Raw genomic sequence first — 23828 nt, forward strand, 5'->3', positions numbered from 1 at the left:
TTCTTGCTGAAATTAGGCGTTTTTTTACAGGAATCTATTTGAAATAAAGAGCCGAAGCTCGTAAATAATAAATAAAGAGCAACAGGATGTGCCCAGCCATGCGAAAACAGAACAATAAACCGGGTCTGCTCCAGCCCGAAGCGAAGCCGCCGCGTCCCCATCACTGGAAGCCGGAAAAATCTGCCGCCAGTTGGGTCAAGCGGGATATTGAAACCCAGAATATTGTCCGGGTGATGGCCGGTTTTGTGATTAGCGCGGTGATTATTGCGGCGCTGTATTTTGGTCAGGATGTGCTGATTCCGCTGGCACTGGCTATTTTGCTGGCATTTTTGCTGGAACCGCTGGTGTCACGGTTAAAAAAATGGGGACTGCCACAGCTGCCGTCGATTGCCATTGTTATGATTTTCACCATTAGTGTGCTGGCTGGACTGGGCAGTTATCTGGGTTTTCAGCTCAAAGATTTAAGTCAAGAATTACCGCAATATCAGGACACCATTCAGCAAAAACTGAATACGGTGAAATCGCTAACCTCTGGCCCTAGTGCCTGGGATGGGGCCAAAACCACTTTCGATACGGTGGAAAGCTCGTTTGAAGGCATCAATCAGGTCGAGCAGGAAAAGGGTGTGCAGAATGTCAAGGTGGTCGGACTGGAGCAAAGTCCTTCCGATGCCGCCATGGAGTGGGGCAGCAAGATTTTAAGCCCGATTGCCACCATTGGTATCGTATTTTTATTTGTGGTGCTGATTTTAATTAGCCGTAAAGATCTGCATGACCGCTTGTTGCGTCTGCTTGGCGGTAATTTGAATATTGGTACCGATGTGCTAGATGAAGCCGGCCAGCGCATTGGTACCTATTTGCGCATGCAATTGCTGGTCAATGTCACCTATGGCATTCCGATGGCAGCCGGACTGTGGTTTATTGGCGTGCCTGCGGCCATCATGTGGGGCATGCTGGCGGTGGTGCTGCGCTTTGTGCCTTATGTCGGCCCGATCATTTCTGCGGCGTTCCCGTTAACGCTGGCTTTTGCGGTGGATCCAGGCTGGAATATGTTCCTCTGGACGCTGGGCCTGATTCTGCTGCTGGAGCTGATCAGTAATAACATCATTGAGCCGTGGTTATATGGCGAAAGTACCGGCCTGACTACCTTGTCGATTATTCTGGCTGCCACCTTCTGGACCTTAATCTGGGGACCAATTGGTCTGATTTTATCAACACCGTTAACGGCCTGTTTGCTGGTGCTGTCGCACTATATTCCGGCGTTGGGCTTTGTCAAAGTGTTAATTGGCAGTGCCCCGGTGCTGTCACCGCCCGAACGTTTTTATCAGCGTTTGGTGGCCGATGAAGTACATGATGCGCTGGATGTGGCTAATGCATATATCCAGCAGGAGCTGCCGAAAAAAACGAATGAAGAAGCGCTGGTCCGGAAAATCAATAATTTCTATGATGAAGTGGCGATTCCTGCGATTTGCCTGTTTTCGCAGGTCCATAATACCGAGGCCAGCGCCGAACACAGTTTGCGCATGCATCAGGGTTTAAAACGGTTTAATCATGAATTTCAGCAGCAATATCCGCTACAGACCGAACTGAACAACCCCAAAGTCATGTGTCTGGGGGCACGTTGGGAGGTGGATGTGCTGGCCTCTGCCATGCTGGCCCATGGTCTGAACCTGAAAAAGATTGCCGCCTGTAGCCATGCCGATGCCTTGATTCAATCGCGCTCGGATGTGTTGAGTGCCGTGCCGGAATCGACCGACATCATCTGTATCGCTATTTTCCACCAGCAACCGATGGCGCAAATCCGCCTGTTGAACCACCGGATACGCACGCTAAAACCGCAGATCAAACTGGTGTTTGCCTTGCTGGGCAATCACTCGACGCATTTGCGTGATGAGATTGAGCGTCTGTTTCAGCCGGAAGCGGTGGTAAATAGTGTGAATGAACTGATGCTGAGTATGGATATGCTGCTGATGGCACAAGGGGAAAATCCGGCGGCGGCACTGCTGCATGAGAATGAGCCTGAACGCTTGCAGGCCTTGCATGAACTGGATTTATTGCAGCCGGAACTACTGCCAATTTACAGCCAGTATATTGAAGAAGCACGGCAGGCCTTTGATGTGAAATATGCTCAGATTTCGCTGGTCGATGCCGGGCAGGTGCATACTCCGGCCAGTCCGCTGGCAGAAGCGGTGGAGTCGCCGATCCACGCAGCGCAGCGCCGTGAGGAGTCGATTTGTACCCATCTGGTTTATCAGAATGAAGCGCTGGTTATTGAAGATATTCAGCGTGATCCACGCTTCCGGCAGTATCCTCATCTGGCCAGACAGAAAATCCGTTTTTATGCCGGGGTGCCAATTCAAAGTAAACAGGGCTTGGCCATAGGCAGCTTATGTATTCTGGACAAGCAGGTGCGGCAGATGTCTGAAGAAGATCTGGATTTGCTGAAAGCACTGGCGCTGGATTTACAGGAGACCTTAAGCAGTGAGCGATTACGCAAACAGAAGCTGGAGGAAATCCAGCGTTTGGGCCAGGCCGATTTAAGTCAGGCCGTGGTGACAGATTCCTAATGATTGCATCCTTGTCCACATACGGCCGTTTGCATCTGGCCGTTAGGTTATCGTTTAAAACTAGGGGAGAGCAGTTCGTTGGCCTTTCATGATTTTTATCGCTTAAGTTCGCATGCGGTAATTTGTAATGCCCAGCAGCAGGTGCTGTTACTTAAAGCTACCTATGCCGATCAGGACTGGGGCTTACCGGGCGGCGCGCTGGATATGGGGGAAACCATCCACGAGGCCTTAATTCGGGAATGTCAGGAAGAAATTGGCTGTCAGGTGCAGGTGGGGTATTTGTCGGGTGTGTATTTTCATGCAGCGGTGCAATCCCATGCTTTTATTTTTCGCTGTCATTTGCCCGAGGATGCACAGATTCAGCTAAGCGATGAACATGCCGAATATCGCTGGTTTGATCTGGCGCAACTGGCGCCGGTTCAGCGGACTCGGGTAGAAGATTGTCTGAATTTTCAGGGCAATGTCATCAGCCGGAGTTTTTAAACTGCGGCTTGCAAGATGATTACACAAAAGTGATCAAACAGTTGTTAGACAAGCCCTGTAAACAGCCGCGACAATGTTTGGTTTAGAGTGCTGTGTGTTGCGAGGCTTGCAGGGTGGCAATAATTTCATCCAGCTTTTTGATGCGTTTAACCTCATCCCACAGCGCTTTGGCTTCTGGATAATGTTTTGACATCATGCCCAGCCATTGTTTATAACGCCCCAGCATACCAATTTCGGTTTTGGCCGGACCGTGAATAAAGCGGATTTGCAAATCAAGCAGATCTTGCCAGCTCAGTAAGGGTGCATCAGAGTTCTGGCGGATACATTGGGTGAGGTCAGGGGTGGTGACGGCACCACGACCAATCATTAAATCTTCACAGCCCGATTCTAACTGGCATTGTTTGGCATCGGCATTGGTCCAGATTTCCCCATTGGCAATCACATTAATCTTCAAGGCTTCACGAATCGGGGCCAGCTGATCCCAAAAGGCTGGTGGGGTATAACCATCGGCTTTGGTGCGCGCATGGACCGTGACCCAGGAGGCGCCTGCATCTTCAAGGGCATGGGCATTGTCCAGCATGAAGTTGCGATCCATATAGCCTAAGCGCATTTTGGCAGAAACCGGAATATGTGCCGGCACGGCATCGCGCACGGCTTTGACCAGTTCATGTACCACTTCCGGTTCATCTAGCAGAACCGAACCGCCACGATGACGGTTTACGGTTTTGGCCGGACAACCAAAGTTCAGGTCAATGGCTGGTGCGCCCATGGCTGCAACTTTGACCGCATTGGCGGCCAGCATGTCCGGATTGTTGCCCAGAAACTGCACATGTACCGGAGTGCCAGCCACAGTTTTACCGCCGTGCAATAATTCCGGGCAATAGCTGTGATAGATATGATCGGGCAGGATTGAGTCGGTGACCCGAATAAACTCAGTCACACACCAGTCGAAGCTGCCGACAGACGTGAGGACATCACGCATGATCGGATCGGTTAAGCCTTCCATGGGTGCAAGCACAAGTTTCAACGCGTTCACCTGTTAATTTGAAAAACGGTGTTATACGTTTTTTTTACCGAGATGTCTAGGAAAAGGTCTTTGAAGTATTGTGGAGTGAGCTAAGGCTTAGCCTTTATATTTCGCATAATCGCCATTATGTTAAATGGGGAACTATTTAGTTAGTTTTTGAGGTGATGGAGCAGAGTTCCATGTACCTAATAAGCGCCAAATTGCGCTATCAATCTCTTGCCATTTGTCCCAATTATTTAAATTTGTTTCCCATTTTACCCATATCCCTCCATATTTATTGGGTTCATAACTATCTCCTCTAATTTGAACAAATCGATTATCTACCGTATTTTCTAAAGCAACTACATCCAATAAAACACCAGCTACATCCTGTTCTTTGGATTTCCCATAACAACCATAGAAATTATCAGCCACTTTTTTTGGGTAACAAGTCAGACCATATTTTTCAAATTTTGAATTTTTCTTAAAAAATTCTTTCCTTTGTAAAAATGTCTTATATGTGTCTAATTTCTCAGCTCGCATATCTATGGTAAGACCTTCGATCCTGACTCTCACTTGGTCATCATGATCAGGTAAATAGCCATCTGTTGCTTGAAAATCTAAATTGCTTAATTTTAAATCAAACTGTAATTGTCGATTCGAATCAGGCATCGGCAAGCTGTCAGCTTGTTCTTGTGTAATCGGTGCAAATTTTTCTGGAACATAGTCGATTGGAAATTGTCCCAGGTAATGTTCACGTGCAGGTCGATAGAATTCATAATCAAATCGATCTGGAATATGTTCACGTCGCGGACCAAGTTTTGCTTTAACAATGAGTTGTGGATTTTGTTTCCATGTCACTAGATCTCCTTCCTGAGGAATATATGATTTTTCTTTAGGTGTACATCCTATAAGAAAAACCAAACATATAGAGACCATTACTTTGTGCTGCATTATTTTTTCTCTTTAATAGAGTTTATTTTTTAAATCTGAATCAGTTTAGTTTCTCTAAAATTAACATAATACGGATTATACGAAATACTATTTTTTATTCCATATAAATCATAGTCTTATTGTATGGTGAAAAGCTCAGGTACGGCTACTTGGGCTTTTTTAATAATTTATCATGTTCCACGCTTTTAATGTGGCAAACTGAACAAAAGAATCTTACTTGCCCAAAATCATCTGTAACACAAACTTGGAACCAATAAAGCCAAGCGCCAGCAAGAAGAAGCCAATAATGGTAAAGCGAATGGCTTTCTGGCCACGCCAGCCAAATTTATAACGGCCCAACAGCAGCGCGCCATAGATAAACCAGGAAATAATACTAAAGGCAGTCTTATGCGCTAAGTGCTGGGCAAAGAAGTTATCAATGGTTAGGAAACCAAAACCCAATGCCAGCGTCAGCAGGATAAAGCCGGCAATCAGCATATCAAACAGCAGCTCTTCCATGGCTTGAAACGGTGGCAGCAAATTCACCCAAATCCGGCGTTTCTGTTTGTTTTTCAGCTCCCGGTTCTGAAACCAGAGCAAGACCGCATGAATGGTGGCCATCAGCAAGACCGCATAGGCCGATAACGACAGTAGGATATGAATATCCAGACCTAAAGAATTGTTTTCGACAAACAGGTTTAAACCGCTAAAGGAATGCCCCAGAATCAGGCCGGTTGCGGCCACTGGAATCCCAATCAGGTTTAGCGCAATCACCGGCCGGTAAGTACTAAACAGCACACTTAATAACAGCATTAAGCCTGAGGTAAAGGACATCAGGTTAAACACGTTATAGTTAATGCCCATCGGCAGCAGCATGTCGTTATACAGCACAGCGGCGTGCAAACATAAACCCAAGCCCAGCACAATACCAATAAACCAATGGTTTGGAGCACGCTTGGACATTAAATGCATAAATAAATACCAGAACGAAGTGGTATAAGCGATTAATGCCAGAATCGTGTAAACCAAGGGGAGACTGCTCATGTCAAACCTTTTTCAGGATGATGAATATTCATTTATATAAATTCGATGCGAACTACAGTATCCTATAGCATCTTATGCATAAATTTTCTATTTTAAGAAACATTTTTTTGCTGATGGCTATTTTAAGCGGATTTTGCAATGTTTGATACCTTAACAGAACGACTCACGCAGAGTTTAAGAAATGTTACTGGCTCAGGGCAGCTAACCGAAGACAATATTAAAGATACGTTACGTGAAGTACGTATGGCACTTCTTGAAGCCGATGTGGCGTTACCTGTAACTCGTGAATTCATCGCGAAAGTTAAGGAAGAGGCATTAGGTCAGGAAGTGATGACACAGTTATCACCGGGTCAGGCATTCGTTAAAATCGTTTATGACGAATTAACCAAAATGATGGGCGAGGCCAACGAGAGCCTTGACCTTGCAGCAAAACCACCAGTGGTGGTGCTTCTGGCCGGTTTGCAGGGTGCGGGTAAAACCACCACGGCAGCCAAGCTGGCACGTTTCTTACAGGAACGTCAAAAGAAAAAAGTGGCGATGGTGTCTGCCGACGTTTATCGTCCAGCAGCGATCAAACAGCTACAAACAGTAGCAGGCGATGTCGGTGCGATTTTCCTGGAATCGAATGCCAATGAACGCCCGATTGATATTGCCAATCGTGCCATTGAGCAGGCAAAAATCCAGTTTGCCGATGTGTTAATTGTCGATACCGCCGGTCGTCTGCATGTCGATGACGACATGATGGACGAAATTAAAGCGCTGCATGCGGCAATTAACCCGACTGAAACCCTGTTCGTGGTTGATGCCATGACCGGTCAGGATGCGGCCAATACTGCCAAAGCCTTTAATGATGCCTTGCCATTAACCGGCGTCATCCTCACCAAAACCGATGGTGATGCCCGTGGTGGTGCGGCGCTGTCGGTGCGTGCCATTACCGGCAAGCCAATCAAATTCCTGGGGATGGGTGAAAAACTCGATGCCCTGGAGCCATTCCATCCGGAACGTGTGGCACAGCGTATTCTGGGCATGGGTGACGTGCTTTCTCTGGTCGAAGAAGTTGAACGCAAAATCGACAAAGAAAAAGCCGAAAAAATGGCGAAAAAACTGCAAAAAGGCGGCAGCTTCAACTTTGAAGACATGCTGATGCAGTTTGAACAGATGAACAAAATGGGCGGTATGATGGGCTTCCTGGACAAGCTGCCGGGCATGAGCAACTCTGGTATTCAGGATGCGATTGCACAGGCAAACCCAGAGAAGCAGGTGAAAAAGATGGAGGCCATCATCCAGTCGATGACCGTCAAAGAACGCCGTAATCCGGACCTGATGAACCCAAGCCGTAAAAAACGTATTGCGGCCGGTTGTGGTATGGATGTGTCTGAAGTCAATAAACTGATTAAACAGCATGCGCAAATGGCCAAAATGATGAAGAAATTTGCCAATCCATCAGGTATGGCAAAAATGATGAAATCATTGGGCAATCTGCAAAAGCAGTTTGGTGGTGGCGGCGGTATGGGCCCGCTGTTCGGTGGTAAAGAACCGAAAAAATAAGGGATTCAAAACAACAAGGCGCCGGGTGCGCCTTTTTGTTGCTCTCCATTTTTAAGCGATTCAAGCGAACGTGCTGCGGTGATCTTTAAGAAAACCCAACAGACGCTTACCCGAAAGCCGCGCTGTTTCGGGCACACTGATGTGCATCAGGAACGAACAGCGAGCACAACAATGGCACAAATTTATGTGGTACATGGTTATACCGCCAGTCCGGATGAAAACTGGTTTCCCTGGATTCAGGAATATGCCGACCAGCAAAAAGCCAGTCTGAAAGTGTTAAGACTCGATCCATCGCCAACGCCAACTCTGGAAGTGTGGAAGCGGCAAATGGATGAGCAGATCGATGAGATTGACGAAAATACCATTTTCATTGCCCATAGTCTGGGCTGTATTGCCACTTTGCACTTTCTGACCAAGAAACTGAAAACCCAGAAAATTAAACAGGTGGTGCTGGTGGCCGGCTTTAATGGCCGTTTGGGCCGGCTGGACGAGGTCAATCCTTTTATTGATGCCTGTAAAATTGATTTTGACTTGCTAAAACGCCAGATTGCGCATCGGGTGGTGATTTACTCAGCTGGCGATGACCGGGTGCTGCCAAAATTTAGTCTGGAGCAGGCGCGCAGTCTGGATGCCAAAGCCATTGAGGCACAGCATCAAGGCCATTTTATTGACTCTCAAGGCTGTACCGAACTGGTGGAAGTCTGGCAGGCGATACTGCCTCATATTATTGTGGAATAAGCGGTGTAGACTCGTTTGCTGTGGAGTAATGCTGGATATAGCGCTGCAAACCTTTCAGCAATAAGTCCTGTTCGACTAAGGGCTGGTAATGCTGCAGGAATTTGGCAAACAGCGGCGCATCCCCCCCAGTCAGCACCAGTTGCCGCGGGGATTGCTGCATGACATATTCAATACTGCTGAGCAGCCCCAGTAAAATGCCATGATGCACGGCATCCAGGGTATTGGTGCCGGGGCTTAGGTCATCAAAGGCTGCTTCTGGAATCCGAATGCCTTTGGTGTGCTGAATTAACGAATCACGCTGCAAATATAGGTTGGGCAGAATATAACCCCCCAGATGCTGATGGCCTTGGGTCAGGTCAATGGTCAGCGCGGTGCCGCAGCTAATCACGCATAAATCTTTATCGGCTTCAGCTACGGCCAGTACCTGCAGCCAGCGGTCAATCCCCAGCTGCTGAATATCATAGCCGCAGCTCAGACCGGCATATTCGGCCTGTACCCGCGCAAAAATCACGGGAATATTCAGGAATTTTAAAATCTGCTGAATCCGTTCATTGTTTTTCTGGTCCTGTACCGAAGATACCCCGACATGGGTCAGGTTCAGGCTTTTAAAATGCTGGATCAGGCCCAGCAGTAAATCGGCCGGAGATTGCAGATGCAGTTCAGCGGCATGTTCTACAATCTGCTGATGTTCGGTAATCCAGTATTTGAGCCGGGTATTGCCAATATCTAACCATAAATTTTTCATGTGCTGCGCTCACTGTCCCGGCATCTGCGGGCGTAAACGGCCCTGATAAAACACTTCAACGCCAGAGGCGGTTTCAATCTGAATCGCACCATCATCCTGAATGCCTAAAAACAGCCCCTGGGCCACTCCGCCATGATGTTCAAATTCTACCAGCTGTTGCTGAAAAGCGGCATGATGATTAAAACGTGAAGCCAGTTGATAGCTGTTATGGTTAAACCATTCTTGTGCCTGCTGAATGGCCAGATACAGCTCGGCAATCAGCTGAATCCGGGAAATATCATTTAGGCCCAATTCGGCCAGGGAAGTGGCGTGCTGATCAATCTGCTCGGCCGGAATTGGCGCCAGATTAATCCCCACCCCGACAATGACCTGCTGGGTCGACAGGGGCTCAATCAGAATACCGCCCCATTTGCCTTGCGGGCTATATAAATCATTCGGCCACTTCACCTGCAGGTTCAGCTGGCGCAGGCTTGGCATCTGCAAAATATTTAAGGCAATTTCCAGGGCTAAACGGCCATCTACGGGTGTTCGTAAATTTAGCAATGTGCTTAAATAGACGTTTCCTTCTGGGGACACCCATTGCCGTTGGCGTTGTCCTCTGCCTTGTGTTTGTCGGGCGCTACAGACCAGAACGCTCTGTATTCCTTTTTGAGCAATCTCGCGTACATCATCATTGGTTGATGTAGTCACAGGTTTTAAAATAAGGACTTCAGGAAGCTGTCCGGCTTCGCTGAGCTGTTGTTGTAACTGTCGAGTCTCTACATCCATATGAATCTGAGAATAGTGGAATATAATTTATGGAGTTAATCATATATTTACTGATTGGCGCAATTGCCGGATTTGCTGCAGGTCTGTTCGGGGTGGGCGGTGGCTTAATTATTGTGCCAATTTTGTACATTGTATTTACCCAGCTGAATTATGATCCTAGCGTGATTATGCATATGGCGGTCGGGACTTCACTGGCGACCATTATCGTAACTTCCATCAGTTCGGTCACGGCGCACCATAAAAAAGGTGCGGTGATGTGGAATGTGTTTCGCAATTTGGCACCCGGCCTAATTCTGGGTGCATTTTTTGGCGCCGGGATTGCCGATTTAATGTCGGGGCAGGGCTTGCAGCTGGTAATCGGGTTCTTTGCGGTGTGGGTGGCCTATCGCATGTTCCGCGGTTCAAATACCCCGGTTGATCCTTCACGTCAGTTGCCTTCAACCGGTGCGCAAATGCTGGCCGGTGGCGGAATTGGGATTGCCTCGGCCATTTTCGGGATTGGCGGCGGCAGCTTAACCGTACCGTTCCTGAACCGTTGTGGTGTGGTGATGCAAAAAGCAGTTGCCACTTCTGCAGCCTGTGGCTTGCCGATTGCTATTGCCGGCGCTCTGGGTTTTGTCTGGTTTGGCCAGCAGTCTGAGGTGAGCGTGCCGAATACCTGGGGCTATGTACATTTATATGCCTTTATTGGCATTAGCGTGATGAGCTTTATTACCGCCAAGCTTGGCGCAAAAGTTGCACATATTTTGTCACCGGCCATGCTAAAAAAATGTTTTTCAGGTTTGTTGACCACCGTCGGTCTGTATTTTATTTACCAGGGCTTTAGCGCTTATTTTTAAGCGCTTGATGGTGTGGTTGAAAATTGGCTATAGCGACAGAAAATTGTCGGACAATGTCATGGAAATTTGGTCGCTAAGCCAGTAAAAAAGACAATAAGAAAGACCCGCTGCAACTGCGCGCATGGTATAAAAATAACACAGGAACAGTATGCAACAACAAGAAACAGACAGTCTATCTGAACAGATTGCAAAACATATCGGCGAGCAGATTATTAGTGGCGAGCTGGTAGAGGGCGAGCGCATTCAGGAACTGCGTATTGCCAAAGAGCTGGATGTCAGTCGCGGTTCGGTGCGTGAGGCACTGCTGCTGTTGGAACGTACCCATCTGATTGAAATTTTTCCGCGGCGCGGCGCGATTGTATCGGAAATGTCGGCCCAGCAGGTGCGCGCCCTGTTTGATACCTGCAGTCTGCTGCTGGGGCAGATTGTACAGCGCATTGCGGAAACCTGGCGTCATCATGAAATTGAACAGCTGCAAAAGCTGATGGAGCAGATTGAGGCCGAATACCGGCAGGGTCATACCGAAAAATTTTATGACCTAATTTTCCAAACCCTGGCCCAGCAGCAGGATATGGTGGCCAATCTGTACCTGATGAAATTCTATCAAGAGTTGCTGCCGTCGTTACGGCGCAGCTATTTTTTAACCCTGAATACGTCACGTCGGGAGTTACAGGAATCGTTTGATCTATTTAAACTGGTAATTGATGCAATTTTAATCCGAAAATCACAACAAGCCTCTTTATTTATGGATGATTTTTGTCGACACTTGCGCAATCTGGTGTTGGAATCTCTGACCCGTATGAAACAAATTGAACTGGCCTGGGCACGCCGCTCACGCCGTTGATCGGGACATTATGCGTTTAAGCAGCTTAAAACTTTCCGGCTTTAAATCTTTTGCCGATAGTACCACCTTACATTTTAAAGCCAACCGGACGGCCGTGGTCGGCCCCAATGGCTGTGGCAAGTCTAATGTGATTGATGCCATTCGCTGGGTCATGGGTGAATCCAGCGCGCGTCAGCTGCGTGGCGGCAGCATGCAGGATGTGATTTTTACCGGGACCGCCAAGCGTAAACCGGTGGGCATGGCCAGTGTCGAACTGCGCTTTGACAATACCTATGGCAAGCTGGGTGGCGCTTATAACGCCTATACCGAACTGGCGGTGCGCCGTCAGGTTAACCGCGATGGCAAGTCGGAATATTTTTTAAATGGCACCAAATGCCGGCGCCGTGATATTACCGATATTTTCCTTGGCACCGGTCTGGGGCCGCGCTCCTATGCCATTATCGAACAGGGCATGATTAACCGTCTGGTCGATGCCAAACCGGAAGAGATGCGGGTATTTATTGAAGAAGCGGCCGGGGTATCGCGTTATCAGGCCCGTCGCCGTGAAACCATGCTGCATCTGGACCATACCAGCCAGAATTTATCGCGGCTGGAAGATATTGCCAGTGAACTGAAAGGCCAGCTCAAAACCCTAAAACGCCAGTCGGAAACTGCGCTGCAGTACAAGACTTTAGAAAGCCAGATTCGCAGCATCAAAATTGAAATTTTATCGTTCCAGTGCGAGCAGAGCAGCCGTTTGCAGCAGGAATATACTGTGCAGATGACCGAACTGGGCGAACAGTTCAAGCTGACCCGTTCCGAGCTAAGCACGCTGGAACATGATTTGGGCAATACCAGTGAGCTGTTCCAGCGTCTGATTCAGCAGTCGACACCATTACAGAATGAATGGCAGCAGGCTGAAAAGAAACTGGCTGAGCTGAAAATGACCCTGGAGCAGAAACAGTCGCTGGTCCAGCAAAACAGCAGTACGCTGGCTCAGTTGCAGGAACAGAAAGCCCAGACCAAAGAACGTCTGCAGCTGATTGATCTGCAGCTAGAAACAGTACTCAGCCAGCAGGAACAGTATACCGAGCAGCTGCAACAGGCCGAGCAAAGCACGCAAGAGCAGGCACAGGCTGTGCAGCAGCTCAAAGCCCAGCAGCAACAGGTGCAGCAGCAGTTTGAGCAGATTAAGGCGCAGGTGGAAAAACAGCAGCAGCAAAAACTGCAAATGCTGGCCCAGAGCGAACAGTTGCTAAAAAATATCAGCCGGATTGAACAGCAAAAAGACACCTTGCAGCAGCAGAGCAGCTCGCTGCAAAGTCAGGCCCAGCAAGATGAAATCGAACAGCTGAACCAGGACAAAGCTCAGTTAAGCCAGCAGCTGGCCGAACTGGAGCAGCAGATTCAGGCGCAACAGCAGCAGCTGCAACAGGCACACAGCCTGCTGAATCAGCATAAAAATAGCAGTACTGAACTGAAATCGGAAATTCAGGTGCTCCAGGCCGAGCAGAAAAACCTGAATCAGCTACTGATTAAAAACAGCCCCAAACAGCAGTTACAGCACACCGCCTTAATGCAGGTGCTAACCCTGAACGATGCTGCCAAACCGCATGCGGCATTAATTGAGAAGTTTCTGGCCAAATGGTTGAATGCGCAGATGCTTGACACAGAAGATAACTTTCAGGACAGTCTGGCACGTCAGTTAAAACCTGCTGCCCAGCACGCACCGATTCAGCTGGCGAATTTAAGCTGTCTGGCGGACTGGATTGAGTCGCCATCTTCTTCTTTATGGCAACAGGTGGCACTGGCTGAGGATTTGGCGCAGGCATTGCAATTACAGCCCAAGTTACAGGCTGGGCAGAGCATTCTAACCCTAGATGGCTATCAGGTCGGGCCGGACTGGGTCATTGGTTTACTGTTTGATGAAGCCTCACTATCGGCGCAGGGGGCTTTAAGCCATCGCATCCGTCTGGAAGAAATTGATGGGCTACTGAGTCAGAAACAGGCCGAGTTGCAACAGGCCGAACAGGACTTTAACATCAGCCAACAGCAGTGCCAGCAGCTGCAGCAACAGCTTCATGAACAACAGGCGCAGCTGAAACAGCAGCAGCAGGCATTGCAGGCACTGGATCTGCAGATTGCCAAAATCCAGAGCGCCGCGCAGGCCTTTGCCGTGCAGAAGCAGCAATTACAGCATCAGCTGCAGCAACTGGAGGAGCAGCTGGAAGAAGATGCCATGCAAAAAGATGATCTGGAAATTGATCTGCATGCGCTGAGTCTCAAGTTGGAACAGGCGCTGCCAAACTATAAAACCCTGCAATTCCAGCTGGAAGAATTAACGGCACAACTGGAGCAGGCGCAGCAGCTATATCAGCAACAGCAACAGGAACTGGAACTGTTAAGACGCCAGTCGGTGCAGGCCACACAGCAGCTGGAATTGCTGGAAAAAGATGGTGGTTTTTTAAAGACCCAGCATCAGCAGATTGCAGCACAAATGGAGCAGGCGAAAAAGTTTGTCGATCCGGTGCAGCTGGAATTGCCGGCGCTGGCCAGCCAGTTTGCCGAACAGCAGCAGCAGACTGAAAAACTGCAACAGACCTGGAATGAATGGCAGCTGGAACTGAACCAGATTCAGAGCAAACAGCAGCAGCTGACCGAGCAGCGCCATCAACAGCAGCAGCAGGATGAAAAACTGCGTAGCCAGCTGGAAGAAAAACGTCTGGCTTGGCAAGCGGCCAAATCTGACTTGCAGCATTATTCCGAACAGCTGAAAGCCTTAAACAGCGAGCTGATTCCGGGGCTGAACATTGATGTAACGGCCCATCAGCAGCAGCTGGAAAAAGCCCAGGCGCAGTTTGATAAATTGGGTGCGGTGAATCTGGCGGCTTCAGAAGAATATGAAGAAGTTTCAGCCCGTTATGCCGAACTGAGCCATCAGATTGAAGATCTCGAAAAAACCGTGGCCCAGTTACAGGCGGCCATGAAAAGTATTGATCAGGAAACGCGCAAGCTGTTTATGACCACCTTTGACCAGATTAATACCGAACTGCAGGCGCTGTTTCCCAAAGTGTTTAATGGTGGTGAAGCCAGTTTAAGTCTTGAAGATGACTGGCAATCGGGTGTAAAACTAATGGCAAGACCACCGGGTAAACGCAACAGCTCACTGGCGCTGTTGTCGGGTGGAGAAAAAGCACTGACCGCACTGGCACTGGTCTTTGCCATTTTCCGTTTAAATCCGGCGCCGTTTTGTGTGCTGGATGAAGTCGATGCACCGCTGGATGATGCCAATGTCGGACGTTTCTGTAACCTGGTCCAGGAACTGTCCGAACAGGTGCAATTTATATATATCACACATAACAAGCTGGCAATGACGATGGCAACCGATTTATTAGGTGTTACTATGCCTGAACCGGGAACATCAAAATTAGTCAGCGTAAATCTAGAAGATGCTACAGAATACGGTCTAGTCGCGGAGGCATAACATGGAAATCACCACAATCATTGGGATTATTATCGCGCTCATTATTATGGGTTTCGGTTTAAGAATGATCCTGAAAAAACCGGCCGATGCAGCACCTTCGCTGGATTCCGAGTTGCAGGTCAATGCCGATAGCCAGCAGCCGATCATTCCGCGTCATGTCCGTCATCAGTTGCAGACTGAACCGGCCCAGCGCGTAGAACCGACGTTAGGCGATGCCGATCTTGCTGCCGTCGAGCCAAACAGCAAAATTGAGCCACAGGCCATGACTGAAACGCAGCTGACTGAGCCGAACGAAACAGCGCAGGCGAAAACTGAAGCGCAGGCCGTAGCATCTGTAGATGCTGAACCTGCAGCCAAAAATGAGGTAGAAGCAAAGGCAGAAAATCTGGCAGAACAGGCTTCTACCGAAACCACCCAGACTGATGCATCTACTACCGCTGCCGCGACTGCTGTAGCCCATGCTGCTGAATCTGCACCTGAATCAGCATTGACTGAACAGACTCAAGCTGGGGTAGATACCGAAAAAACGGAAACTGTGCCAGCTGAATTTAGCCTCAACAGCCAGATTGAAAAAGCCGATATTCGTGAATTTGAAGAAGAAAGCAGTATTCTGGATGCGCATCTGCATGAACAGCAACTGGTAGATGATGAAAGCGCTTTGGCCACTGCAGAATCATTTATTGCCCTGAATATTTTCCCGGAACGCCGGATTTTATCGGGGGAGAAAACCCTGAAAGTGCTGCTTAAATATGGTCTGCGCTTTGGTGAAATGTCCTGCTTCCACCGTTATAACGAAGATGGTTCCAAACTGCTGTTCTCAGTGCTGCAAATTACCGACAACGGCGCCGACGGTTTTGATCTGGAAACCCTGTCGAATGAACAGGTCAAAGGTCTGGCCTTTTTCTTGGCCCTGCCACATAGCGATGTGCAAAATGCCTTTGATACCATGATCAGCATTTCCGGTCTGATTGCCCGTGAAATTGATGGCACCGTGTATGACCAGAACCATCTGGAATTAACCCCGCAATTACGCGAACACTGGCGTCATCAGGCGATTGATTATCGCGCAGGTCAGGCTTCGCTGGCATAACTGAATTGAAACCACAGCCTCCGGTTTCTATAATACGGCCAAGCGACAAAATTTTTTAAGGGCGGGATCACCGCCCTTTTTTATGGTGAACGTATGACTCAACATGCAGATGTGGTGGCGCAAATGCGCCAATTGATCCAGATTTTAGCCCAGCATAATCATGCCTATTATGTCTTGGATCAGCCTGTTATTGCAGACAGTGAGTATGATCAGCTGTTTCATCAACTTAAAGCCTTAGAACAACAATATCCCGATCTGATTCAGGCCGATACCCCCACCAATAAAGTCGGTGGACAGCCTTTAAGCAAATTTGAAAGCGTCACCCATGCGGTACCAATGCTGTCTCTGGGCAACGTATTTAACCAGGATGAACTGTTTGCCTTTGCCCGCCGCGCCGAAGAGCGTTTACCCAACCAGACCATTCAATATGATGTCGAGCTGAAATTTGATGGGCTGGCGATTTCCTTGTGGTATGCCAATGGCGTGCTGGTGCGCGGCGTGACCCGCGGCGATGGCGAAACCGGTGAAGATATTACTCACAATGTTAAAACCATTCGCAACCTGCCGAAAATCTTATCTTCAGCGGAGTACAGCATTCCGGAGTTTCTGGAAGTGCGCGGTGAAGTGCTGATGCCCAAATCGGGTTTTGAAAAACTCAATGCCGCTAATCTGGCCAAAGGCGAAAAGACCTTTGCCAATCCGCGTAATGCTGCGGCCGGCAGCTTGCGCCAGCTGGATCCGAAAATTGTGGCCTCACGTCCACTGGCGTTTTATGCCTATGGCATTGCCCAGTGCGTGCCGCATCATGGCCTGAACACCATGTCCGAAAGCCTGGACTGGTTACATCAGCTTGGTTTTGCTGTGGGTGAGCGTCATTTTGTTTGTGACAGCATTCAGGCCGTGCAAGAAGTCTATGAGCAGATCAATCAGGAACGCTCGCAGCTGAGTGTCGAAATTGACGGCATGGTAATTAAAGTCAATGACCTGAAACAGCAGCAGCAGCTTGGCTTTTTAAGCCGCGAACCGCGCTGGGCCACTGCTTATAAATTCCCGGCAGTCGCCGCGCTGACAACAGTTGAAAATATTCATTGGCAGGTGGGCCGTACCGGTACTTTGACCCCGGTGGCACGCCTGAATCCGGTGGCAGTGGGTGGTGTGACGGTATCTAATGTCACCTTGCACAATATTGGTGAAATCCATCGTCTAGATGTGCGGATTGGCGATACGGTCAGTGTCTATCGCAGCGGTGATGTGATTCCGAAAGTTGAAAAAGTCTGGCCGGAATTTCGTCCGGCGGAGGCTGAAACCGTACAGCTACCTGCCTGCTGTCCGGTGTGTGATTCGCCGGTGGTGATGCCGGAAGGCGAAGCGTTGGCACGCTGTTCCGGTGGTCTGTACTGTGCAGCGCAGCGGATTGAGGCCATCCGTCACTTTGTTTCGCGTAAGGCCATGGATATTGAAGGTCTGGGTGATCGCTGGGTAGAATCATTACTGCATCTGAATCTGCTCAAGGATGTTTCGGACATTTACCATCTGCATGAACATCGTGAGGCCTTGCTCAAGATTGAAAAAATGGGCGAAAAGTCGGTACAAAACCTGCTCGATGCAATTGAACGCAGTAAAAAAACCACGCTGGGCGCTTTTATTTATGCCTTGGGGATTCGAGGTGTCGGCGAAACCACCGCGCGGATGCTGGCCAATACCTTCCAGACGCTGGATGCCTTACGTGTTGCCAATCTGGAGGCGCTCAAGAAAACCCCGGATGTCGGCGATATTACCGCAGAATGGATTCTGGACTTTTTCCAGGCACCGCATAACCTGGAAGTGCTGGACCGTTTACTGGCGGCCGGTATTCACTGGGATGCACCGCTGGCGCCGACCCGTCAGCCGTTAAATGGTGAAAGCTGGGTCATTACCGGTACTTTAAGCAAAATGGGCCGTGATGAAGCCACTCAAATGCTACAGGCGCTCGGCGCCCGGGTAAGTGGCAGTGTCTCCAGTAAAACCAAGTGTCTGGTGGCGGGTGAAAAAGCCGGTTCCAAACTGGAGAAGGCGGAGAAACTTGGTATTCCGGTCATGAATGAAGATCAGTTTCTGAGCCTGATGGCTGAATATGGCCAGACCCAGGGCTAACAGAACAGCAGGCAACCGCTCTCTAGATTGAGTGGTTGCTGCCTGAATCTGGTGATAGGTCAAAACAGAGAAAGCACAGCAGTAAAATCGTAAAAACCGCAGAAATAAGAACCGTTTTTGATAGTTACAAAATTCTAAATTTGCCGCTTTGTGTGTTTGGGTTGCAGAAAAATCAGACAAATGTGCGCAAGCAATTCTTTTTTATGTGGAAAAGTTTGAATCCAGAACTGTAAATGCACATGCTTCTCATTTTAATTATATAAAAATCATATATTTACACAAATTATCTTTTGCAACTTGGCTTGGCTTTCGCCATAATGAGCGTATTCGTAAGGGAGTAATGAAAATGCGTGGCAATCCAGAAGTCGTAGACTATTTAAATATGTTGATCGGTGGCGAACTGGCTGCTCGTGATCAATACCTGATTCACTCGCGTATGTATGAAGATTGGGGCCTGAGCAAGATTTATGAACGCATCGACCATGAGATGCAGGAAGAATCACAACATGCCGATGCCTTGATTCGCCGGGTTCTGTTCCTTGAAGGCACTCCGAATATGCAACGTGATGATATTGACGTCGGTACCGACGTACTATCCTGCTTAAAAGCCGATTTAAAGCTAGAGTATGAGGTACGTGAAAAACTGGCCCAAGGTGTTAAGCTGGCAGAAGACAAGGGCGATTACATCACCCGTGACATGCTGCGTCAGCAAATGTCAGATACCGAAGAAGACCATACTTACTGGCTGGAAAAACAGTTGCGTTTAATTGAACTCATTGGTTTGCAGAACTACATTCAATCGCAAATGTAAGCCCAACCCAACATTGACCCGGCACTGGCCGGGTTTTTTATGGTCGAGATTTGGCGATTTTGATGCAGTGCAGGCGTCGCTATTTTTACTATACTGCGACTAGATGGAAACAAGGACAGCACAATGCAGCAGCGTATACTTTTGATCACCGGATGGGGCGGAGGAACCGGCCTGTTACAGCCTGTACAACATAGCCTAATGCAACACGGCATTCAGGTCGATGTCCTGAACATTTTTAATGCGGCGGATCCGGTACAGTTCCAGCAGCAGCTGGAACGGGCCAAAGGCTATAGCGTGCTGATGGGCTGGTCTCTGGGTGGGCAGCTGGCAACCTTACTGGCCGATGCACTGGCGCAATCCGGACAGGCGCCGCAAGCGCTCATTACTTTGGCTTCGAATCCGTGTTTTGTTGCGCAAGACGCGTGGCCCCACGGGATGGTTCCCGAGACTTTTCAGCAGTTTAAACAGGGCTTTGCCAAAGATGCGGCCGCGACCTTAAAACGTTTTGGTTATCTGGTCTGTCAGGGTAGTGCCCAGAGCCGGCAGGATTTACAGAAATTACAAAGTTTAATCCAGCCGCAATCTCTAACCTTGTTAAAACAGGGATTAGCTTTGCTGGAACAGCTTAATCTGGTGACCATCTTAAAAAATTATCCGGCTCCACAATATCATTTGCTGGCACATGAAGATCAGCTGGTTCCTTGCCAAGTTGCAGAAGATTTACAGAATTTAGCTGCAACAAATCTTCAGGTGGAAGTGATTTCTGGCTCGCATGGCATCCCGTTGTTTGAAACAGATGTGGTTACACAGAAAATTATTGATTATTTAGAGTAACTCTCCTGACCCTTCAGCGGAAATGATAATTCCCGCAATTTCTTTTTCTGTGTGGCGGGAGTAAGATCGAGCTCATGCAGATTTTAAACCAGACAGGGAGTCCGGGATGACCGATTTATTTGACCAGCAACATCTTTGGCATCCTTATACTTCCATGACCCAGCCGCTGCCGACCTTCAAGGTAAAGCGGGCTTATGGTGCGACCATTGAACTCGCAGATGGCCGCTGTCTGATTGATGGCATGTCATCGTGGTGGTGTGCTATTCATGGCTATAACCATCCTGAACTGAATCAGGCTGTGACCGACCAGTTACAGCAGATGTCACATATCATGTTTGGCGGTCTGACCCATGATCCGGCCATTGAGCTGGGCAAATTACTGCTGCAAATTACTCCACCGAGTCTGGATAAGATTTTCTATGCCGATTCCGGTTCAGTGGCGGTTGAAGTCGCGTTAAAAATGGCGGTGCAGTGCTGGACTGCGCAAGGCCAGCCACAAAAAACCAATTTTATTACTCCGCGTTCCGGCTACCATGGCGATACCTGGAATGCGATGTCGGTCTGCGATCCGGTCACTGGCATGCATCAGATTTTTGGTTCAAGTCTGCCGAATCGCTTATTTGTACAGGCACCACAAACCCGCTTTGATGAAGACTGGAACCCAGATGATATTGCCGATCTGGAACAGGCTTTGGCCCAGCATCAGCATACACTGGCCGCACTGATTCTAGAGCCGATTGTACAGGGCGCGGGCGGTATGCGCTTTTATCATCCTGAATATTTGCGTCAGGCCAAGCGTTTATGCGAGCAGTATGGTCTGCTGCTGATTTTTGATGAAATTGCCACCGGCTTTGGTCGTACCGGCAAGTTATTTGCTTGGGAACATGCCGGAGTCGAGCCGGATATCATGTGTATTGGCAAAGGACTGACGGGTGGTTATATGACCCTGTCGGCAACTTTAACCAGCAAGCAGGTGGCAGACACCATCAGTCAGGGGGAAGCTGGCGTGTTTATGCATGGCCCGACTTTTATGGCCAATCCGCTGGCTTGTGCGGTGGCACTGAAAAGTACTCAAGTCTTGCTGGCACAGGACTGGCAGGCCAAGATTCAGCAGATTGAACAGCAATTGAAACAGGCTTTAACGCCACTGGCTCAGCTGAGCCATGTACAGGATGTGCGGGTGCTGGGCGCAATTGGGGTGGTTGAACTGACTACGCCAGTCGATATGCAAAGCCTGCAGCAGCAGTTTGTACAGCGGGGCATTTGGGTGCGGCCATTTGGCAAACTGGTTTATGTGATGCCGCCGTATGTGATTTCAGCAGATGAACTGCACTACTTGCTGACCCAGTTGACCGAGGTGGTCCGCCAGATGCAGGAGAATGCCGCATGAGTTTGCTCGACCATTATGCCCAGCAGCTGGAGCAGTTAAAAAGCACTGCCAATTTGCGTCAGTTTCAGTCCAATCTGCAACATGGCCGCACGATTCAGATTCACGGGCAGCGCATGCTGAATCTGTCCAGTAATGATTATCTGGGGCTGGCCAGCGATGTCAGCTTGCGTGAAGAATTTTTTGATTTAACTCCTGTCACCGAGCGCCGTATGAGCGCCTCATCGTCGCGTTTGCTGACCGGGAACTTCCCGGAATATGAGCAGCTGGAAACGAGTCTGAGTCAGGCCTTTGGCCGTGCCGCCTTGCTGTTTAACAGTGGCTACCATATGAATATCGGGATTTTACCGGCACTGGCCGACAGTAAAACCCTGATTCTGGCCGACAAGCTGGTCCATGCTAGCATGATTGATGGTATCCGTTTATCTTCTGCCAAGGCGGTGCGCTACCGGCATAATGATCTGGCGCATCTGGCCCGGCTGCTGGAACAGTATCATGACGATGCGAAAATTGAACGGATTATAGTCGTGACCGAATCCATTTTTAGTATGGATGGTGATGAAACCGATCTGGCGGCACTGGTGCAGTTAAAGCAGCGTTATCCGAAAGTGATGCTGTATGTTGATGAAGCACATGCCATTGGCGTACGTGGAGAGCGGGGGCTGGGCTGTGCAGAGCAGTATGCGGTGCTGGAGCAGATTGATTTTCTGGTGGGGACTTTTGGCAAGACCTTGGCATCAGTCGGTGGATATCTGATTAGCCATCCGTTGATCCGTGACTATTTAATTAACCGCATGCGCCCGTTGATTTTCAGTACCGCGCAGCCGCCGCTGAATATGGCCTGGACCCGGTTTATGTTCCAGAAGATGTTGCAGATGCAAGCCCAGCGCCAGCATTTACAGCAGATCAGCCAGGAATTAAAAGTGCAGGTTGAAGCCAAAGGCTATGCCTGTCCATCGACCTCGCAGATTGTGCCGGTAATTCTGGGCGAATCGGAAAAAGCCGTACAAAAGGCACAGCAGCTACAGCAGGCTGGGTTTTATATCATGCCGGTACGTCCGCCGACCGTACCGCAAAACAGTTCACGGCTGAGGATTTGCCTGACCGCGCAGATTCAGTCCAGTGAGCTGGCGCAATGCGTGGCGCTGTTATGATGGACAAGTCAGCGATGTCTGTAAATAAATCGCAAGTGGCACGGCGTTTTGCCCAGGCGCATCACAGCTATTTGCAGCATGCGGTGATTCAGCAGCAGATTTGCCAGCAACTGGTTCGGCTGATGCAGTCACATCTAACCAGTCGAAAACTGGGACGGGTGTTTGAAATTGGCTGTGGTACGGGGGCTTTAACCCGTGCGCTGGAGCAGCACTTTCAGGTGCAGCAGTTGCTGCTCAATGACCTGTATCCGGAAGTCCAGCAGCAACCGTTTTCTACTTCCCGAACCGAATGGTGGATTGGCGATGCCGAGCAGATCGCTTTTCCAGAACAGCTGGATGTGCTGATTTCGAGTTCAGCCTTGCAATGGATGCAGAATCTGCAGCAGCTGTTTGCCAAAATCGCCCATGCTTTAAAGCCTTCGGGTTATTTATGTTTTTCTAGTTTTGGTCCGGACAATCTCAAGGAAATTAAAGCCCTGACCGGGCAGGGGCTGGATTATTTCAGCCTGCCGGAACTGCGCCGCTGTCTGGAGTCACAAGGCTTCGAAATTGTGTATTTGTCTGAAACTGTCAAAACCCTGGCTTTTGAACATCCTCGCCAGGTGTTGCAGCATTTAAAAGCCACCGGGGTCACGGGTACCGCTTCGGGGCACCGCTGGACCAAACACAGTTTGCAGCAGTTTTATCAGGCCTATCGGCAGTTTTCCCGGCTGAATGTGGCCGGCCAGCAGGAATATCTGCTCAGTTATCATCCGATTTATTGTATTGCACGGAGCACAGGCTAATGGCACAGATCTATTTTGTCAGTGGAATTGATACTGGAATTGGCAAAACCTATACCACCGGTTATCTGGCCAAGGCATGGAATGCTGAAGGGCAGCGAACCATTACCCAAAAGCTGATTCAGACTGGCAATACTGATATTTCGGAAGATATCCAGCAGCATCGGGAGATTATGGGCTGTGGCTGGTTGCCTGAAGATGACAGCAAACTGACCATGCCCGAAATTTTCACTTATCCGGCATCGCCGCATCTGGCCACCAAAATTGATGGCCGTGAGATTGATTTCAATAACATCCGCCAGGCGACAGAGCAACTGGCAGCGCGTTTTGATGTGGTACTACTGGAAGGCGCTGGTGGCCTGATGGTGCCGCTCACCACGGAAATGTTAACGATTGATTATATTGCCGAGCAGCAGTATCCGGTGATTCTGGTCAGTTCAGGACGTCTGGGTAGCATTAACCATACCTTATTAAGTCTGGAAGCGTTGATGGCGCGAGGGCTGTCGCTGTATGCGCTGGCCTATAACCTGAAAGATGAATCACAAGATCCGCTGATTTCTAAAGATACCGCTGAGTATTTAAAAACCTATTTGGCTCGGCATTTTCCAGAGGCAAAATGGATTGAGATTCCAGTTTTGGATTAAAACTGTGATAAAAAAAGC

General features: G+C 49.0%; 20 protein-coding genes. 15 read left to right on the forward strand and 5 right to left on the reverse strand.

The genetic code is table 11. The features are described 5' to 3' along the window. Nucleotides 1-98 precede the first annotated feature (98 nt). Both FTT89_RS12645 and FTT89_RS12650 read left to right on the forward strand, forming a co-directional pair. Nucleotides 99-2564, forward strand: a complete 2466-nt coding sequence (locus FTT89_RS12645; RefSeq protein WP_180057510.1) for an AI-2E family transporter — start codon at nt 99-101, stop codon at nt 2562-2564. Between the two features lie 78 nt (nt 2565-2642). Further along, nucleotides 2643-3047, forward strand: a complete 405-nt coding sequence (locus FTT89_RS12650) for an NUDIX hydrolase (protein ID WP_180006853.1) — start codon at nt 2643-2645, stop codon at nt 3045-3047. 82 nt (nt 3048-3129) lie between these two features. Here the strand turns inward: FTT89_RS12650 and FTT89_RS12655 are convergent, their stop codons facing one another. The 3 genes from FTT89_RS12655 to FTT89_RS12665 all read right to left on the reverse strand — a co-directional run bounded on the left by FTT89_RS12655 (nt 3130) and on the right by FTT89_RS12665 (nt 6030). Then, entirely contained in the window at nt 3130-4074 is a 945-nt protein-coding gene (locus FTT89_RS12655; protein WP_180006852.1) for a tRNA-dihydrouridine synthase, read from the reverse strand. 141 nt (nt 4075-4215) lie between these two features. Next, nucleotides 4216-5007 carry a hypothetical protein gene (locus FTT89_RS12660; RefSeq protein WP_180006851.1) on the reverse strand — a complete coding sequence of 264 codons (792 nt, stop codon included), beginning with the start codon at nt 5005-5007 and terminating at the stop codon, nt 4216-4218. 213 nt (nt 5008-5220) lie between these two features. Beyond that, complete coding sequence (locus tag FTT89_RS12665) at nt 5221-6030, reverse strand: inner membrane protein YpjD (RefSeq protein ID WP_016659852.1); 810 nt, start codon at nt 6028-6030, stop codon at nt 5221-5223. Between the two features lie 138 nt (nt 6031-6168). Between FTT89_RS12665 and ffh the strand changes: the two genes are divergently transcribed. Both ffh and FTT89_RS12675 read left to right on the forward strand, forming a co-directional pair. Next, on the forward strand, nt 6169-7578 hold the full coding sequence (ffh, locus tag FTT89_RS12670) for a signal recognition particle protein (RefSeq protein ID WP_005175901.1): 1410 nt from the start codon (nt 6169-6171) through the stop codon (nt 7576-7578). Between the two features lie 171 nt (nt 7579-7749). Beyond that, nucleotides 7750-8316 (forward strand): alpha/beta hydrolase, encoded by a 567-nt coding sequence (locus FTT89_RS12675; RefSeq protein WP_005175903.1) that lies wholly within the window; start codon nt 7750-7752, stop codon nt 8314-8316. Here FTT89_RS12675 and FTT89_RS12680 read toward each other — a convergent pair. Both FTT89_RS12680 and FTT89_RS12685 read right to left on the reverse strand, forming a co-directional pair. Beyond that, on the reverse strand, nt 8303-9061 hold the full coding sequence (locus tag FTT89_RS12680; protein WP_016659855.1) for a type III pantothenate kinase: 759 nt from the start codon (nt 9059-9061) through the stop codon (nt 8303-8305). The two genes, FTT89_RS12675 and FTT89_RS12680, sit on opposite strands and share 14 nt — an antisense overlap. A 9-nt stretch (nt 9062-9070) precedes the next feature. After that, nucleotides 9071-9829 carry a biotin--[acetyl-CoA-carboxylase] ligase gene (locus FTT89_RS12685; RefSeq protein WP_180006850.1) on the reverse strand — a complete coding sequence of 253 codons (759 nt, stop codon included), beginning with the start codon at nt 9827-9829 and terminating at the stop codon, nt 9071-9073. Nucleotides 9830-9858: 29 nt separating this feature from the next. On the opposite strand from FTT89_RS12685, the gene FTT89_RS12690 reads away from it, so the two are divergent. The 11 genes from FTT89_RS12690 (at nt 9859) to bioD (ending at nt 23810) form a co-directional block, all read left to right on the forward strand. Next, nucleotides 9859-10668, forward strand: coding sequence for a sulfite exporter TauE/SafE family protein (locus FTT89_RS12690; protein ID WP_075167580.1), 810 nt, complete (start codon nt 9859-9861; stop codon nt 10666-10668). A gap of 148 nt (nt 10669-10816) precedes the next feature. After that, nucleotides 10817-11512 carry a GntR family transcriptional regulator gene (locus FTT89_RS12695; RefSeq protein ID WP_005175922.1) on the forward strand — a complete coding sequence of 232 codons (696 nt, stop codon included), beginning with the start codon at nt 10817-10819 and terminating at the stop codon, nt 11510-11512. 10 nt (nt 11513-11522) lie between these two features. Continuing rightward, nucleotides 11523-14975, forward strand: a complete 3453-nt coding sequence (gene smc / locus FTT89_RS12700; RefSeq protein ID WP_180172866.1) for a chromosome segregation protein SMC — start codon at nt 11523-11525, stop codon at nt 14973-14975. Nucleotide 14976: 1 nt separating this feature from the next. Continuing rightward, on the forward strand, nt 14977-16065 hold the full coding sequence (locus tag FTT89_RS12705; protein WP_180172867.1) for a cell division protein ZipA C-terminal FtsZ-binding domain-containing protein: 1089 nt from the start codon (nt 14977-14979) through the stop codon (nt 16063-16065). A gap of 93 nt (nt 16066-16158) precedes the next feature. Beyond that, a complete protein-coding gene (gene ligA, locus FTT89_RS12710; protein WP_180172868.1) occupies nt 16159-18198 on the forward strand; it encodes an NAD-dependent DNA ligase LigA in 2040 nt (679 codons plus the stop codon). A gap of 346 nt (nt 18199-18544) precedes the next feature. After that, nucleotides 18545-19009, forward strand: a complete 465-nt coding sequence (gene bfr, locus FTT89_RS12715; RefSeq protein ID WP_005175934.1) for a bacterioferritin — start codon at nt 18545-18547, stop codon at nt 19007-19009. A 123-nt stretch (nt 19010-19132) separates the two neighbouring features. After that, nucleotides 19133-19843 carry an alpha/beta fold hydrolase gene (locus FTT89_RS12720; protein WP_180172869.1) on the forward strand — a complete coding sequence of 237 codons (711 nt, stop codon included), beginning with the start codon at nt 19133-19135 and terminating at the stop codon, nt 19841-19843. 106 nt (nt 19844-19949) lie between these two features. Further along, the gene (gene bioA, locus FTT89_RS12725; protein ID WP_180172870.1) at nt 19950-21233 is read left to right on the forward strand and encodes an adenosylmethionine--8-amino-7-oxononanoate transaminase; all 1284 of its coding nucleotides are present in this window, start codon (nt 19950-19952) and stop codon (nt 21231-21233) included. Further along, nucleotides 21230-22384 (forward strand): 8-amino-7-oxononanoate synthase, encoded by a 1155-nt coding sequence (locus tag FTT89_RS12730; protein ID WP_180172871.1) that lies wholly within the window; start codon nt 21230-21232, stop codon nt 22382-22384. Before bioA ends, FTT89_RS12730 begins: the two co-directional genes overlap by 4 nt. Then, nucleotides 22366-23169, forward strand: coding sequence for a malonyl-ACP O-methyltransferase BioC (gene bioC, locus FTT89_RS12735; protein ID WP_225876406.1), 804 nt, complete (start codon nt 22366-22368; stop codon nt 23167-23169). Before FTT89_RS12730 ends, bioC begins: the two co-directional genes overlap by 19 nt. Further along, a complete protein-coding gene (gene bioD / locus FTT89_RS12740; RefSeq protein WP_168381615.1) occupies nt 23169-23810 on the forward strand; it encodes a dethiobiotin synthase in 642 nt (213 codons plus the stop codon). Before bioC ends, bioD begins: the two co-directional genes overlap by 1 nt. The last annotated feature ends 18 nt before the right edge of the window (nt 23811-23828 follow it).

This window comes from Acinetobacter sp. YH01025 (assembly GCF_013420185.1).
Classification (GTDB): Bacteria; Pseudomonadota; Gammaproteobacteria; order Pseudomonadales; family Moraxellaceae; genus Acinetobacter; species Acinetobacter indicus.